Below are 14,561 nucleotides of genomic sequence, written 5' to 3'. Positions count from 1 at the left end.
TTATCCATCCATTTGAACATCAATCAAGGTTATGTCACTTGTCTGCTTTATAGCTTCCTCTAATACGTGTTGTAATTCATTCAATTGCTTTGGCCGTATGCCCTTCACACCAAAACTGCTGGCCAATTGTACAAAATCAGGGTTACCAAAAGCAGCTCCAAAGCTGCTATTGAATTTTGCCTGCATCATTTGTTTTTCTAATTGTAATTCACCGTTATTTAACACAATGATGACAAACGATAGGCCTAATCGTTTAGCGGTTTCCAATTCGGTTATATTCATCAGGGCCCCTCCATCTCCAGTGATGCAAATCACCGGCGCATCCGGGCAAGCCAGTTTGGCACCAATGGAACCTGGAATGGCAACTCCCATTGAGGCTAATCCATTGGATATAATCAGCCGTCCGGCTTGTTTAGGCTGGAAAGTGCGGGCAATGGATATCTTGTGGGCACCCACATCAGAAAGGATAATGGTAGGTTCTGTTGAGATTGTTTCAATGACCTTTAAGACATTACTTATCGTTAAAAATTGATTTTTTTGGCAATCTGTATCAATTTGGTAAGCAAATTTAATCTGTTCTTTTACATTCCCGGCCGGAACCCATGGTTTTGACGGAATATCCAGTTTATTGAGTTCCTGTAAAGTCTGATTCAAATCACCAGCCAATTCTCCTTTTAAAGGATAGTATTCATCCATTTCGGCAGGAAGCGAATCGATATGTAAAACGGGACGCTGCTTTTTATTCCAATCCTTTGGAGGTTTTTCAACAAAGTCATACCCTATGACAATTAACAGATCCGCTTCCTCTATGATTGGTAAAACTTCATCCTGTTCACTCAATCCAAAAGTAAAAAAGTTTTGCGGATGATCTTTAGGTAACACCCCTTTTGCCATAAAACTATGGATAACAGGTGATTTTAGCTTTTCCGCAAACGTTGCGAGTTCCTTTATCGCTCCCTGCCTGATCACCCCATTGCCAGTGATGACCAGCGGTTTTTGGTATTGCCCTAATAAAGAACAAACACTTTCCAGAGCTTGTGGACCAGGTGTACTTGTTGGAATAGGTGTAACTGGGAGTGGAAGTTTAGGTACCATTTGTGCGGCTAAATTCTCTGGTAACTCAATCAAAACAGCTCCTTTTTTCTCCATTTGTGCAAGTCTAAATGCCCTTCTAATGATGCTTGGAATAGTTTGAGCATCTTTTATTTGTACACTCCACTTTGTGGCAGGTTCAAATACTTTAACGATATCAATATATTGATGGGATTCCTGATGCTGCTTTTCAAAGCCCGCTTGCCCTGTAATCGCTACAACTGGAGAATGGTCCAAATGGGCACTTGAAATGCCTGTTAGCAGGTTGGCCGCACCGGGGCCTAATGTTGCTGTGCAGACACCAGTCTTTTTCGATAATCTGCCATAGATATCTGCCATAAAAGCGGCACCCTGTTCATGACGGACATTTACAAACTTAATTTTTGACTTTGACAATGAATGAACCAGGTCGAGAGTCTCCTTCCCCACCATTCCAAAAATGTATTCGACTCCCTCATTCACTAAACATTGAACAAGTAAATCTGTTGCTTTCATATGACTCCCCTTTTCCAGAACAGGATTTTACTTATTTTTCCCAGTACATAGTAAAATAACCCTTTCATCCTGGATGGAAAGGGCGTTCGAAAATCTGTAAAGAGAGCCTAGGGTGTCCCTTTGCCAAGTATTAAAGGATAAAAGAGGTGAAGCCCATGTCTGTTTCCATAGACGTCAAATCTCTTCATCGTACTTTCAAAGACATGCCTAAAATAAAACAAATAGTCTTCGGCTCCATTCTTAGCAGTTTGGCAACAATCTTTCACATAGCAGGGGGTGCTGTTCCGATTATTGGCTATTTTTTGAGCCCATTGGCAACTGCTCCTATTATTTTTTGTACTATCTTTTCAAAATCTCTCGGACTTGCTGCTTATATGGTGACGATTATATCCTTATTTATACTTATGCCAAGTGAGCTTATTATTTTTCCATTCACTACCGGCTTGTTAGGATTGGGAATTGGGCTAGCCTTGCACTTTATTGAGAGAAGAATAAACATAATTGTATGTGGAGCTTTTTTCTTATCGATGGGGATTTTAATCTTATTATACGGAATACATTTTCCTGTATTAGGGCCTGGCATTTCTCAAACATTTCATTTTCCAACGGTATTTTTGATATTCTTATTTTCTATTTTTTATAGCTGGATTTGGGTTGTTATTAGCTTGGCATCTCTTAGAAGATTAGCAGGTTCATTTAGGTAAGCTTAGCTAATTAATAAAAAGGGGCCTGGCCCTCAGCCCTTTAATGCGGTAGTATAGTTGGGGGCAAACACCTGTTATCTAAAAACAGACCTTGAATCGCAGATGGCCATTCAAGGTCTGTTTATGTTGATCTCTACTCCCTATTCAACCTTTGAATATTTCTGAAATCTTCTCTCTCCATATCAATAACAGCTCTATAAATTCCTCCGTTTCAATTTTATTTTCAAGAGGTTCATCAATCCGATAATGATGTTCCGCTACTGTCACATCTTTCTTGATATTCACACTCGTAGCATTCAAAGTAACTTCAAAGTCTTCATATACCCCTTCTAAAACTTTCTTAATGTATCCTATATACTCATCCACTTCTTCTTCTGTTGAAATATCCTGAATAAAATCCGAGAAAATACTTATTTCTTCCGGCAAACCTATTCCTAAATCACCAAATGGGTCTTTCTTAAATTCAAATGGATATCTCATATCCCTGAATCACCTTCTATATTATTTTTTATATAATGGATATGCCGTTGCTATTGTGCCATCTTTATTCAAGTACATTTCTATTTTAATCCCTGATGATGTTACGCCTTTATACTTGCCTAAACCTATCTGTATTTTATTCTGATAGGCTTCATCAATAGCTTTTACTCATCAATCCAGGATTCAAGGAATTGCAAATAAAAAAAAGCCTGGACCCCCTACACTAGTATAGTTGGGGGTTGTCAGGCACCTGTATCCGAGTTTTCACAATAGTGATATTGCTTTTAACCATAAAGTTCTTAGAGTTTAAAAACCTTGAAGGGCATATTACCAATCAAAGTTTTAGGTAACTTTGAATTATCTTTTATTGAATCATAATTAACAATTAAAATATGCCTTCAAGAAATCAAAAAACGATGACCAAGTTTCCTTTAACTCTCCTTTTAGAAGCAGTTCGTCTCCACCCTCAAAATTAACTATATAAACTTTATCTGTTACAGTATCCAGCACTAATACAGCATTTGCCGACATTTCACTTAAAACCAGATATTGCTTCGGAAAATCATGTTCTTTTCTAGTAATAAGTGTGTATGATTCAATATTATTTTCATCGTCAGCTATATCTAGTAATTCAAAGGGTACATGCTCTTCCCAAAAAGGTCCTGCATACTGGATATAAAATTCTTGGAAAGTATCTGAAACCTTTACACCCAGCCTTATTATAGCATCTTGTACTAGATTACTATCTTCACGTTTATATATTTCTTCACCCAGAACTTCATCTAGTCTTTCAGGCAAAATACTCATATTATTTTCCTCCTAAAGCTTCTTCTCCTCGTATTTTCCAATAATTAATAGAATCAACTTTTTGAAATGCTCCTCTAGTTGTCTCATCCATTGGATAGAATGGGTTTAACTTTCCTTTATAAGGATGTAGTGGAGCTCTCTTAGCATTACTGATATTATGATACCTAGTTGAAGCTTCATATAATGGTCCAACACCTTTTTGTTGTGAATGATGCAATGTTGCAACACTACCTGCATCATCAAGAATAGGAGCAAGTCCATATTTCGCTGATGCTTCAGCATTTGTTAACCCGCGACCTTTTTTAGCACCTTTTGTTCGGACCATATCCCAATTTATATCTCCTCTTTGATATACTTTATAGGTAAATCCCGTGCCATCTTTACCTGCATTATACTCTACACTTCGAGTAAAATATTTATTATTTTTATAGTCCTTTAGATGTTGATAGGTTTCTTTGCCCGTACCCTTAACCCCAAACACATCATCAGTCACCGTCTTAATCTTCCTCAACGGATCATTAAGATGCTTACTTTGAAGAACGGCTGCAGCGAGCAAGGACTTATAATGATGTTTCTCCTGAAAATGCGTTGAGAGTGGCCGAGAATCGAGAGGTTTATTAGATAGAGAAATAAAAGTGCCTTTTCCCTTTATTGAATCGGGGTTGGGCACTTTTTTACTTTTGTATAGTTCATCAGATTTATCAATTCTTCAGCCATTTATATTCGTTATTATATCGGTGCGGAGGAAACAACGGCTTGGTCGGCCTTCACATAATTAATTACAACAACCAGGACACTCCTAATGGCTTTCATTTTATTTTGAACTTCTAGCTGTCGTTCGTTTCTACTTATGATAAGGTTCCCCCCGATTAATCCGAAAAGCCCGATAAACCTGCTCCAGCAAAATCAACTTCATCAATTGATGAGGAAATGTCATCTTCGAAAAAGAAAGCTTTTCATCCGCACGCAGCAAAACCTCCTGGCTCAGCCCAAGAGACCCGCCAATTACAAACGCAATCTTGCTCTTTCCGTATGTAGCCAGTTTATCAAGAGTATCCGCGAGTTCTTCCGACGATTTCATCTTTCCTTCAATCGCCAAAGCAATGACATGGGCATCCGGATGTATCTTCGCCAAAATCCGCTCGCCTTCCTTTTGCTTCACTTGAATCATTTCCGTTTCGCTTAATTCTTCGGGAGCTTTTTCGTCGGGAACCTCGATGATGTCCATTTTGGCGTAGGCTGACAGCCTTTTTAAATATTCGTCAATTCCCTGCTTTAGGTATTTTTCTTTTAGCTTTCCGACTGTAATAATTGAGATATTCACAGTATGTCCTCACTTTACAAACAAGATATCCACAGAAGTTATCCACATGTCCACATTTTTCATCCACATGTTGTATGAGATCATTCGTTCGCTACAACATATATTGCGGTATTTTGACAATATTCACAGGTTGTTGATAACTTTTTATCCTCTTCTAGTTTTGTTAATTGCGGGAATGTTTCGTACTCATCGACCACTATATCTATTGCCAGATCAACGTGTTCGTCACAGCAGTAAATCATTTTCAGCATGCTCCTTTTTAGGCCGGCAGCCTGTTTTTTTATCCGATCTGTGGATAAATTCTTTTTCTACCTATGGTTATAAGTTATCCACATCTCATCTTATCAAAACAATAAAAAACAGGAAAGCGATTACCGCTTTCCCGTTTAGTTATTCTACTATGCTGGTCGGTTGCTTTCCACTGCATCCTTCCATTACAATGTCTCGCCGCTCAGCTTCATCGTTACTTCCTTGATTTTGCCGTCACGGTAAAATTTAATTTTCATCTGTTCGCCTACGGCTTTCTTCGTATAGAGATGCTGGCGCAGTTCAATGATGTCTCTGATTTCCTGTCCATCCATCTCCACAATGACATCCATTTCCTTCAGTCCTGCCTGTGCAGCTGGAGAGTTAGGTTCTACTGATGTGATAGCCACGCCTGATTTTACATCCTTCGGCAGTTTCAGTGCTTCCTGCTGGTAGTATCCTGGAATCTCATTAACCGATGCCAGCTGTACTCCCATATATGGACGTTTCACCTCTCCAAACTTTTCGAGGTCATCAATGACTGGTCTTGCATAATTAATCGGAATTGCCAATCCGATACCTTCTACAGCGCTCTCAGCAATTTTCATGGAGTTGATGCCAATAAGCTGGCCGCTGATATTAACCAAAGCTCCGCCGCTGTTACCAGGATTGATGGCGGCGTCCGTCTGCAGAACCTCTGCCTGCCAGTCTACTGTTCCATTCTGGTCAATATCAACCGGTATGGCACGCTCCAAACCTGAGATAATTCCCTGTGTAACAGAGCCGGAGAACTGGCCAAGAGGATTCCCAATGGCAATGACAGGCTCGCCTGGCTTCAGTTTGTCTGAATCGCCGAACTCGGCTACCGTTTTAATTTCCTTTGCTTCTACCTCAATCACGGCCAGATCCGTCCAGATATCGCTGCCAACCAGTCTTGCCGGGAGCTTGGTGCCATCCTCCAGGCTAACTTCCAATTCCTGAGCACCCTCTACCACATGGTGGTTTGTGACGATGAAGGCTGTATTTCCTTCCTTCTTATAAATAACGCCTGAACCGGTGCCGGCAGGCTGTCCGCCTCCGTTATTCCCTTCATTGGACCAGAATCCGGCTGTCTGGATGTTCGTAATGCTTACAACCGCATCTCCGGCTTTGTCGACTGCCTTGGTTACATCGGTTGTCACATCGACAGAGACATTCTGAGTCCTGACATTATTGTTATCCCCAGCTTCATCCTGCAGCTTTTCATCCGGTTCAACCGTATAAGGGAGCACGTCGTAGTCAGCCAGCTTTGGCACTGCAACCACGACCAGGATGGCTCCTAATATGATGCCAACAAGACTGGCCAGAAAGTATCCGCCCTTGTTGCCCTTTTGCCCTTTATAACGGTTCTGATGATCTTGATCATAATAGCCCAAACTGCACCCATCCTTTCTTTCTTTTGCAAATAAAAAGGTTGTTTTTAATATGAATGCTAAAACTTAGTCTTCCTTTATATCCATTATTATACTCTTCTGTTTTTAGAAATCTAACAAAAACGCACTAGCCACAGCAATCTTACGACTTTGTTCATACTTTATTAAAATTTCCTCAAAAAAGAAAAAGAGGAACACACGTAGGACAGCTGTCTCTCTGTGTATTCCTCTTCTAATTTATGTTTAAACAGCAGTTAAAATCGTCGGTACCTTAGGATCGGTATCAAAAAGCTCGAATTGTTCGCCGACAATGATTCCTCGGCTTTCCAGTGTCTGGGCAACAGACATCCTCGCCAAATCCTTAATATTGTTATCCTGGCTTAAATGGGCGAGATAGAAGCTTTTCGTCCTGTCACCGGCCACTTCGCTCATCGCCAGCGCTGCATCTTCATTGGATACATGTCCGACATCGCTTAAGATCCTTCGTTTAATATTCCACGGGTAGCGGCCCATGCGAAGCATCTGAACATCATGATTGCTTTCAAATACGTAAGCCTCTGCATTGGAAATCAGGCCTTTCATACGGTCACTGACGTAGCCTGTATCGGTGATCAGGACAAGTTTTTTCCCGTTATGGTGGAACACATAAAACATTGGGTCGGCTGCATCATGGGAAACCCCGAAGGATTGAATATCCAGGGATCCGAATGTCTTCACGGCTTCCATATCAAAATGAAACTTCTGGTCAACCGGGACTTGTCCAATTAGTCCGTCCATAGCCAGCCATGTTTTTTCATTGGCATAGATCGGGAGGTTATACTTGCGGGCAAGAATCCCGACACCTTTGATATGGTCGCTATGCTCATGGGTCACCAGTATACCTGAAAGCTTGCCGATGTCCCTTCCTATATGCTGAAATAATCCTTCCATTTGCTTCCCGCTTAAACCGGCATCAACCAGAAAGGAATGTTCCTCCGTCTCGACAAAGATCGCATTCCCAGTACTGCCGCTCGCGAGAACGCTGAATTGTAAAGACATGTTCTCCTCACTCCACTATTTTTTTCTCTTCGTTATTCAGCTGAATAATTTTTCCTTCAAAGGCATCTACAAATAAATTCTCCTCACCATTAATGACAAATCGCCAGGCAGGCGTCAATAATTGTGATGAGCTTAAATGCACGAAAGTAAAATAACCCAGCTCTACATCGGTAATTTTCGACTTAGGCAAAAGCGAACCATTTTTGTAAAGAGTCTCCACAGCCTTTATCGGCTGGATGACTTTTTCACTTTCTTCCTTCGATTCAATCTTTTCCAGAAGCGTCTGCTTATAAGAGACGATTTCATTTTCATCATTTAAATAAAAGGTGAGCTCGCCATTTAAATTCATATAAAACATCTTGTCTTCGAACTCCTGATAATACGTGATTTTATTGCTGTCACGAGGCTTATCCCAGAAGCGGTACTGATCCCCGAATAACACCCTGTTTTTGATAAAAGCGGATAATTCGGACGGACTGAACTTGTCACTGATCTTTATTGGCTCATCCAGAACTGAATTCAAGGTCGTTCCTTCTGTGATCGTAATTTCCTGGCCTTCAAGCTTTGTTTCTTTCACACCCTCAAGATTTTCAATATCAAATTCCATCGGCTTAGCCCTCAAGTAACGATCTTTCGGGTTGCTTTTCGGAAGGGGTGACTCAAATGTGATCTCGGCACTCTTAAGCTGTTTTTCCAGGGATGCCTGGGCAATCGGTTCAAATTCACTGGCTTCCTTTAATTTGAAAAACTCGTACATCAAGTAAATATCAAGCACCAGGAAGGTTAAAATAAAGATTGTTTTGATCTTACTCCAATCCATTATTCATGCCCCCTGTCTCATCAAGCGAAATGCTTTTCCACATTCCTTCATAACGGTAAAACCAGGAAGGCTCAAGACGGATAAAAGTAGTCTGCGCTTCCTTGACAAGCGCCATTTGATACCCCAGCCTTACATCCTCCAGCAATTCCGGTTCAAATCCGTTCAAGGATAACAGGTACTCCATTACCCGATTCCCGGGACTAAGAGATACTTCTGTTGGCGTTTCCGTGATTAGGCCGAGCTGGAAGTTGCTTCGAACATACTCATAAATTTCTTTTTGTCCCCAAATGTGGCGGATTTCGGATAGTTTCGGATCATCGCTGAAAATGGGATAACCTGAAGATTCATACATCCGAAATGCAACCCGATGATTCACTTCATCAATTTCGGCAAATTGATAATTATCTGTCCAGCCCGAATGTCCATTAATGAATTCAATGCTCCTTTTCAGGAGGTCATCTGACGGAAAAACCGGGTTATCTCCGGCAGCCGGTTTAATATAACGAAGAGTATTTTTATCAGAATTCACCCTCAATAAGCTTAAGGTATCATTGTATTCATCCTCTGACTGCTGAAAGCTTTTCTGGACGACACTTGGATCACTGAACAAAGCATTTTTATATTGTTCAGAGTCCAATTTTTTCTCCAAATACTGATATCTCAGCATTTTGGTATCCTTCGCGGGCAAGTAGATGGTTCTTTTTTCAGATGGCGTATAAGCAAGGTAGGCTCTATATTCCGGATTATACTCCGACAGATTGAAGTATTGGCTTTTGAAATTCTGAATAAAGGAAACAGGTACATGGCTTCGATAGACCTGCCGGTTATCCAATGAGACAAAATCAACAATTCCTTCTTTTTTACCTGTTTGCTTCGTATCAATGACAATATGATCAAATTGAAAATCAGCGAGGTTTTTATCGCCAATTTTGATGACGGATTTGTATAAGTCAATCGGAACAGAATCAGGAAACACGAGAACCGCTTTTCCTTCTTTATGGACAAACGATGGAAAAGTGTCTGCTTCCTCTGTAATATTTTCAAAGTCAGCAAAATTCCAATCACTGATTTCTGTTATCACCTTATCAATCTCACTGGGGCTGACTGTCCCGAAGGTCTGTTTTTCCCCGAGATGGAATAAAAGGGTGTCCGGTCTAACAATCTGATTTACTTCTTTTTTCTCCTCAATTGTCACTTCCTGAACGGTATTCGCTTCTTTCTCAATCCGTTCAAAGTTTGGCTGATAGGTCCAGAGATTCCAGGTCAGGAGGACGCTTGTCACGACTAGAATGGTCAGTATGATGGTTTTTATATTTTCATATCTCATTCCCAATCATCCTCTTCCGAGCGAACATATGGAAGGCTGAATGAAATCGTTGTCCCTTTCCCTTCTTTACTCGCTGCCCAAATTTTCCCGCCATGCGCCTCGACCATTTCTTTTGCAATGGCAAGGCCGAGGCCTGTTCCGCCAAGCTTTCTTGTTCGGGCTTTATCCACCCGGTAAAAACGCTCAAAAATCTGATCTATATTTTCTTTTGGTATTCCTACACCTTGGTCTGAAACGCTGACGATAATAAATTCATCTTTTTCCTCAATGCTGAACGTCACCTTTCCGCCTTCCGGAGAGTATTTCAGCGCATTGGAGATAATATTGTCCAGCACCTGGGTGAGCTTATCTTCATCTATTTCCACAAAAGCTGAATGGTCCGGAAGCCTTCTTTCAAATGTAACATTCTGCTCCTTCGTCATTTCAAAACGATCTATAATTCTATTATAGAAGAAAATGAAATCAATCCAGTCCTTGCTTAAACGGTAATCCTTGCTGTCCATTTTAGAAAGCTGCAGCAGATCATTAACAAGGCGGATCATCCGCTCTGTTTCATTTTGGGTGACCTCCAGGAAGTTCGGCGCAATCTCCTCATCTTTCCATGCGCCATCCGCCAGAGCCTCCAGATAGCTTCTCATCGTCGTAAGCGGTGTTCTGAGTTCATGAGATACATTTGCCACAAATTCGCGGCGCTCCATGTCAATTTTCTCCTGCTCGGTGATATCATGCAAAACGGTAATTAAACCGTTCACAAATCCGGTTTCTTTTTGAATAACTGAGAAATTCGCACGGAGAATCAGCGTTTTCTTTTTGGTGCTGTAATCCAGGATGACTGAATCCCGCTCATTTAACATTTCTTCAAAGGTATACTCCTCTTCAAGGCCTAAGAGGGATACAATCGGTGATGACAGAACCGTTTCACGTGAAACATTCAGCATTTTTGCAGCAGGCTCATTAATGAGGATGACACGCCCTTTGCGGTCGGTTGCAATGACTCCGTCCGTCATATAGGAAAGAACAGAAGATAATTTCCGCCGCTCGCCTTCCGTTGTGGCGTGGGCTTCCTGAAGCTTCTTTGTTAAGCTGTTAAAGGTAATGGCCAGCTGGCCAATTTCGTCATAACCGTACACCTTAACCTTGCGGGAGAAGTTCCCTTTTGCCATGGCCAGCGCCTGTTTCCGCATATCAGAAATCGGGCGTGTTACCGTCTGTGCAAGAAGTATCCCCAGAATCGCTGTGATGGCTAACGCAATCGCGATGCCGGATGTAAAAATACTATTTATTTCCCTCATCTGTTCATAGATATTTTCTATTTTAGCAACCAGATAGATGGCCCCATTGACTTCCCCATTATTATTTTTAATAGGGGTGACGAGAACCCACATCCGCTGTCCCTGGTCAACGAAATCCTCCGTTACCTGCTGATTAGTAGCGATGGCCATTTTGATCAGATTATCTGTAGACCTCCCCCCGACAAGCCCCTGATTATCGGGATCGGAGGTTCCAAGGATCCGTAGTGTTGATTCTCCTTCGATGACACGGACTTCGGATATGTCCTCAGAATTGTAATCACTTAACAGTCTTCTGATATCCTCTTCGAGGGACGGTCCCTCCTCATCAGGAAGCCTTACCTTAGCCATCTGTTCCTCCACATAATAGCTAAGCAGATTGACCCTCTCCTGAATGGCATCCTTAAAGTTTTCCTGTAAGGTCGATTCCAGCTGTCTGACAAAGTAGACCCCGATAATCTGCATTGCTACCAGGATGAGAAGAACATAAATGATTACGAACTTCAAATGAATGGACCGAAAAAAACCCACCTTTTCCATTTACCCTGTTACTCCTGCTCGGGATTCCGCAAGTAATAACCGACTCCTCTTCTTGTCACGATCCATGTCGGGTGGCTTGGATTATCCTCAATTTTCTCCCGCAGTCTCCTGACAGTTACGTCAACTGTACGGACATCACCATAATAATCATAGCCCCATACGGTTTGAAGGAGATGCTCCCTCGTCATGACTTGTCCAATATGCTTGGCCAAATAATGAAGCAGCTCAAACTCGCGATGTGTTAATTCAATCGTCTCACCGCGCTTGGAAACCACGTAGGCATCCGGATGGATAATCAATGAACCCACTTCGATTTCGTTTGATTCATCTTCTTCCTCCGCCTTGGCTACCTGCTGATGGCGCCTCATATTAGCCTTCACACGGGCAATAAGTTCTCTAGTGCTGAACGGCTTTGTCACATAATCATCTGCACCCAGTTCGAGACCCAGTACTTTATCAATTTCAGAATCCTTCGCTGTCAGCATAATAATCGGCATATCGTATTTCTTGCGCACCTCGCGGCAAACCTCAATGCCATCCCTCTGCGGAAGCATGATATCAAGCAAAATCAAATCCGGCTTGATTTCTTCCACCTTTTCAAGGGCGTCATTGCCGTCGTAGGCACACACCACTTCATAGCCTTCTTTTTTTAAATTGAACTGCAGAATATCTGCAATTGGTTTCTCATCGTCTACAACCAGAATCTTTTTATCCATACCTATCTCCTTTTTCTTGCTCATTTATTTATTTTTGGAGCAGTAGAAGTCAGTTTCATGCATATGTTCTCTATTTTACTTTACCATGTTAACAGTGAGAATTCACCTATTACGAAAAGCAGGAGCGCCTTTCCTGCCTCAGCACCTGAAGAGGCGGGTCCTGAAGCCGGACAGTTTGTTATTTATTTCTTATTCTTAACCACAAAAGTCTCTAGCATGAAAACTAGAGACTTTTTAGCGTGTATTATTTATTTACATATTTCAGCGGGTCCTGTCTTTTACCGTCTTTGTATACTTCGAAGTGCAGATGGACACCGGTGGAATCACCAGTGGATCCCATTATGCCAATCTTTGAACCTTTCGAGACGGTTTGGCCAACGCTGACACTGATGGAATCAAGATGGGCATATATCGTGCGGAATCCATTGTTATGGTCGATGACGATTTTATTTCCATAGCCGCCATCCATTCCTGCAGATACAACTGTTCCATTGTCAGCTGCTTTGATCGTGCGGTCGCTCGGTCTTGCAATGTCAATTCCCTTATGCAATTTCCCCCAGCGGTATCCCATTTTACTGGAGATATAGCCGCCGACTGCCGGATAAGCAAAGCTGCCTTCACCGCGGGATGGAATCACCTTTGTTCCCTTGATGACAATTTGCTTCACAGGCTCTTCAAGAACTTTTTCATCTTTGACTGCTTTTTTGACCGTTTGGCCATTTTCTTCCGTAATCAGATAAGTTGCAGCGCGAACGCCTTCCTTGCCTTCCTGCTTCACTTTCGTTTCGCCTTTAGGCATGCTGCTGTCTTCGATTACTTCTTTTGCATAATCAATTTTTTCTTTCTTGAAAACTTCCATATCTGCTATTACTTTGACATACGGATTGTAGACGGTCACATTTAATTCCTGTCCTGACTTAATGACAGAATCCGTTTTGAGTCCACTGTTGAGTTCAATCAGCTGTTTCATATCGAGGTCATGCGCGCTGGCAATATTGCTGAGTGCATCGCCCTCTTTCACCACATATTTCTTTTCTTCAAGGGTTCCTTTTTGCAGAAGCTTCACAGCCTCATCTGCACTGATGAGCTTTTCCGGTTCCACGGTTGCTTCAGAGATGGATACATCTTCAGTAAAGCGGACATCTAAAAGACGCGTTTCATCTTCCTTCAGCTTTGACAGCGGGTCCGCAGAAGATACTTTTCTATCTTCTAGTGCCTTTAAATCTTTTTCTGATACATAGGACGTCTTGATTTTCTGGAGGGCCGCTTTAGCCTCCTCCTCATCTTCCACATAAGCGATTTCCTTGCCGTCAATCACTAAGGCAGCTGCTTCGGCATGAATTTCCATCTTGTCTTTGAGGCCCTTGACGGCTTCAGATTCATTCACATCTGAGCTGGATTCAAAAACCTGCTCAGGAACGAAGGAAAGCTTCGATGCCAGCGCCAGCTTTAATCCCTTGTGGGAATCTTCGGCCTCACTGATCTTCTTATCAGCCAAATCTTCGATGACTTTTTTGTCCGACACCGTTCCAATATATTCGTCACCCATATAGACATAATAAACTGTCACAAGTTTATCATCATTGGCAGAAGCAGAAATGCCTCCTGCAAAGGTTAAAGCCGCCGCTGCAAAGCCGGCTGCAATCGTTCTATTTATCGTTTTCTTTAAGCTTTTCGCTGTAAATTCTGATGATGAGGTATCTTTTTTCATCCATTTGAACATGGTTACATCCCCCTAGACTGCGGTAACAAAGAAACTTCCATATAGTGCTATGTAACTACGAATTTGCGAGTCTGATTTTTTCACAATAATTACTTTACCACACAGCAACGCAAATAGATTACGAGACTCGGGAATGTAAAGAAAATGTATAATAGCTGACAATTTATGACTATAAATGGCAAAGCATAAGGATGATTTTGTCGAATGAAGGATAGGAAATAGTCCCTAGCAGCAAGGGTTTATTAGGGATACGAAAAATGAAGGAAAGCGTGTCTCTAAATTACACAGGCTTTTTGCAGAAAAGAGGTTATATTACAGAAATATAACAAAAAGGAGCATGATTGGTTACATACTCCTTCTTGGGATGGCTCAGGACGGAATCGAACCGCCGACACAAGGATTTTCAGTCCTTTGCTCTACCGACTGAGCTACTGAGCCTTATTAAATTATTTTTGCCTAAATATTGTCTGGTTTCGTCCTTCGTCCCGATTTGGCAATCGGTACGCTGAAGAGATTCAAGGAAGCTTATTCGATCGTGCTCTACCGAC

General features: G+C 41.7%; 15 protein-coding genes and 1 tRNA gene. 1 reads left to right on the top strand and 15 read right to left on the bottom strand.

Annotation, left to right across the window (positions count from 1 at the left end; translation table 11 throughout):
• The gene (locus tag NSQ49_RS12975) at positions 1-1,587 is read right to left on the bottom strand and encodes an acetolactate synthase large subunit (protein ID WP_251283887.1); all 1,587 of its coding nucleotides are present in this window, start codon (positions 1,585-1,587) and stop codon (positions 1-3) included.
• A 155-nt stretch (positions 1,588-1,742) separates the two neighbouring features.
• Here NSQ49_RS12975 and NSQ49_RS12970 point away from each other — a divergent pair, with 155 nt between their 5' ends.
• Positions 1,743-2,291 carry a hypothetical protein gene (locus NSQ49_RS12970; RefSeq protein WP_251283888.1) on the top strand — a complete coding sequence of 183 codons (549 nt, stop codon included), beginning with the start codon at positions 1,743-1,745 and terminating at the stop codon, positions 2,289-2,291.
• Positions 2,292-2,435: 144 nt separating this feature from the next.
• On the opposite strand, the gene NSQ49_RS12965 is transcribed toward NSQ49_RS12970, so the two are convergent.
• The 14 genes from NSQ49_RS12965 to NSQ49_RS12900 all read right to left on the bottom strand — a co-directional run bounded on the left by NSQ49_RS12965 (position 2,436) and on the right by NSQ49_RS12900 (position 14,451).
• Entirely contained in the window at positions 2,436-2,771 is a 336-nt protein-coding gene (locus NSQ49_RS12965; RefSeq protein WP_251283889.1) for a tRNA-Val4, read from the bottom strand.
• Between the two features lie 21 nt (positions 2,772-2,792).
• A complete protein-coding gene (locus tag NSQ49_RS12960; protein ID WP_311315922.1) occupies positions 2,793-2,930 on the bottom strand; it encodes an EndoU domain-containing protein in 138 nt (45 codons plus the stop codon).
• A gap of 219 nt (positions 2,931-3,149) precedes the next feature.
• Positions 3,150-3,578: an SMI1/KNR4 family protein gene (locus tag NSQ49_RS12955; protein WP_251283890.1), complete on the bottom strand. Its 429-nt coding sequence runs from the start codon at positions 3,576-3,578 to the stop codon at positions 3,150-3,152.
• 1 nt (position 3,579) lies between these two features.
• Positions 3,580-4,071 carry an HNH/ENDO VII family nuclease gene (locus NSQ49_RS12950; protein WP_251283891.1) on the bottom strand — a complete coding sequence of 164 codons (492 nt, stop codon included), beginning with the start codon at positions 4,069-4,071 and terminating at the stop codon, positions 3,580-3,582.
• Between the two features lie 351 nt (positions 4,072-4,422).
• Complete coding sequence (rlmH, locus tag NSQ49_RS12945) at positions 4,423-4,902, bottom strand: 23S rRNA (pseudouridine(1915)-N(3))-methyltransferase RlmH (protein ID WP_159863605.1); 480 nt, start codon at positions 4,900-4,902, stop codon at positions 4,423-4,425.
• Between the two features lie 80 nt (positions 4,903-4,982).
• Positions 4,983-5,144, bottom strand: a complete 162-nt coding sequence (locus tag NSQ49_RS12940; protein WP_082804532.1) for a CxxH/CxxC protein — start codon at positions 5,142-5,144, stop codon at positions 4,983-4,985.
• Positions 5,145-5,336: 192 nt separating this feature from the next.
• Positions 5,337-6,563: a S1C family serine protease gene (locus NSQ49_RS12935; RefSeq protein WP_159863606.1), complete on the bottom strand. Its 1,227-nt coding sequence runs from the start codon at positions 6,561-6,563 to the stop codon at positions 5,337-5,339.
• 240 nt (positions 6,564-6,803) lie between these two features.
• Positions 6,804-7,598 carry an MBL fold metallo-hydrolase gene (locus tag NSQ49_RS12930; protein WP_159863607.1) on the bottom strand — a complete coding sequence of 265 codons (795 nt, stop codon included), beginning with the start codon at positions 7,596-7,598 and terminating at the stop codon, positions 6,804-6,806.
• A gap of 7 nt (positions 7,599-7,605) precedes the next feature.
• A complete protein-coding gene (locus NSQ49_RS12925; RefSeq protein ID WP_159863608.1) occupies positions 7,606-8,418 on the bottom strand; it encodes a two-component system regulatory protein YycI in 813 nt (270 codons plus the stop codon).
• Positions 8,405-9,745, bottom strand: coding sequence for a YycH family regulatory protein (locus NSQ49_RS12920; protein WP_159863609.1), 1,341 nt, complete (start codon positions 9,743-9,745; stop codon positions 8,405-8,407). The genes NSQ49_RS12925 and NSQ49_RS12920 overlap by 14 nt, the downstream gene beginning before the upstream one ends.
• Positions 9,742-11,574: a cell wall metabolism sensor histidine kinase WalK gene (walK, locus tag NSQ49_RS12915; RefSeq protein ID WP_159863610.1), complete on the bottom strand. Its 1,833-nt coding sequence runs from the start codon at positions 11,572-11,574 to the stop codon at positions 9,742-9,744. Before walK ends, NSQ49_RS12920 begins: the two co-directional genes overlap by 4 nt.
• An 8-nt stretch (positions 11,575-11,582) precedes the next feature.
• Positions 11,583-12,290, bottom strand: coding sequence for a response regulator YycF (yycF, locus tag NSQ49_RS12910; protein ID WP_048010220.1), 708 nt, complete (start codon positions 12,288-12,290; stop codon positions 11,583-11,585).
• Positions 12,291-12,534: 244 nt separating this feature from the next.
• Positions 12,535-14,013 (bottom strand): peptidoglycan DD-metalloendopeptidase family protein, encoded by a 1,479-nt coding sequence (locus NSQ49_RS12905; protein ID WP_251283892.1) that lies wholly within the window; start codon positions 14,011-14,013, stop codon positions 12,535-12,537.
• Between the two features lie 365 nt (positions 14,014-14,378).
• Positions 14,379-14,451, bottom strand: a tRNA-Phe gene (locus NSQ49_RS12900).
• Positions 14,452-14,561 lie beyond the last annotated feature (110 nt).

It is taken from the genome of Cytobacillus sp. FSL R5-0377, assembly GCF_038004385.1.
Taxonomy (GTDB): domain Bacteria; phylum Bacillota; class Bacilli; order Bacillales; family Cytobacillaceae; genus Cytobacillus.
This window is presented reverse-complemented; position numbering and strand designations above follow the sequence as displayed.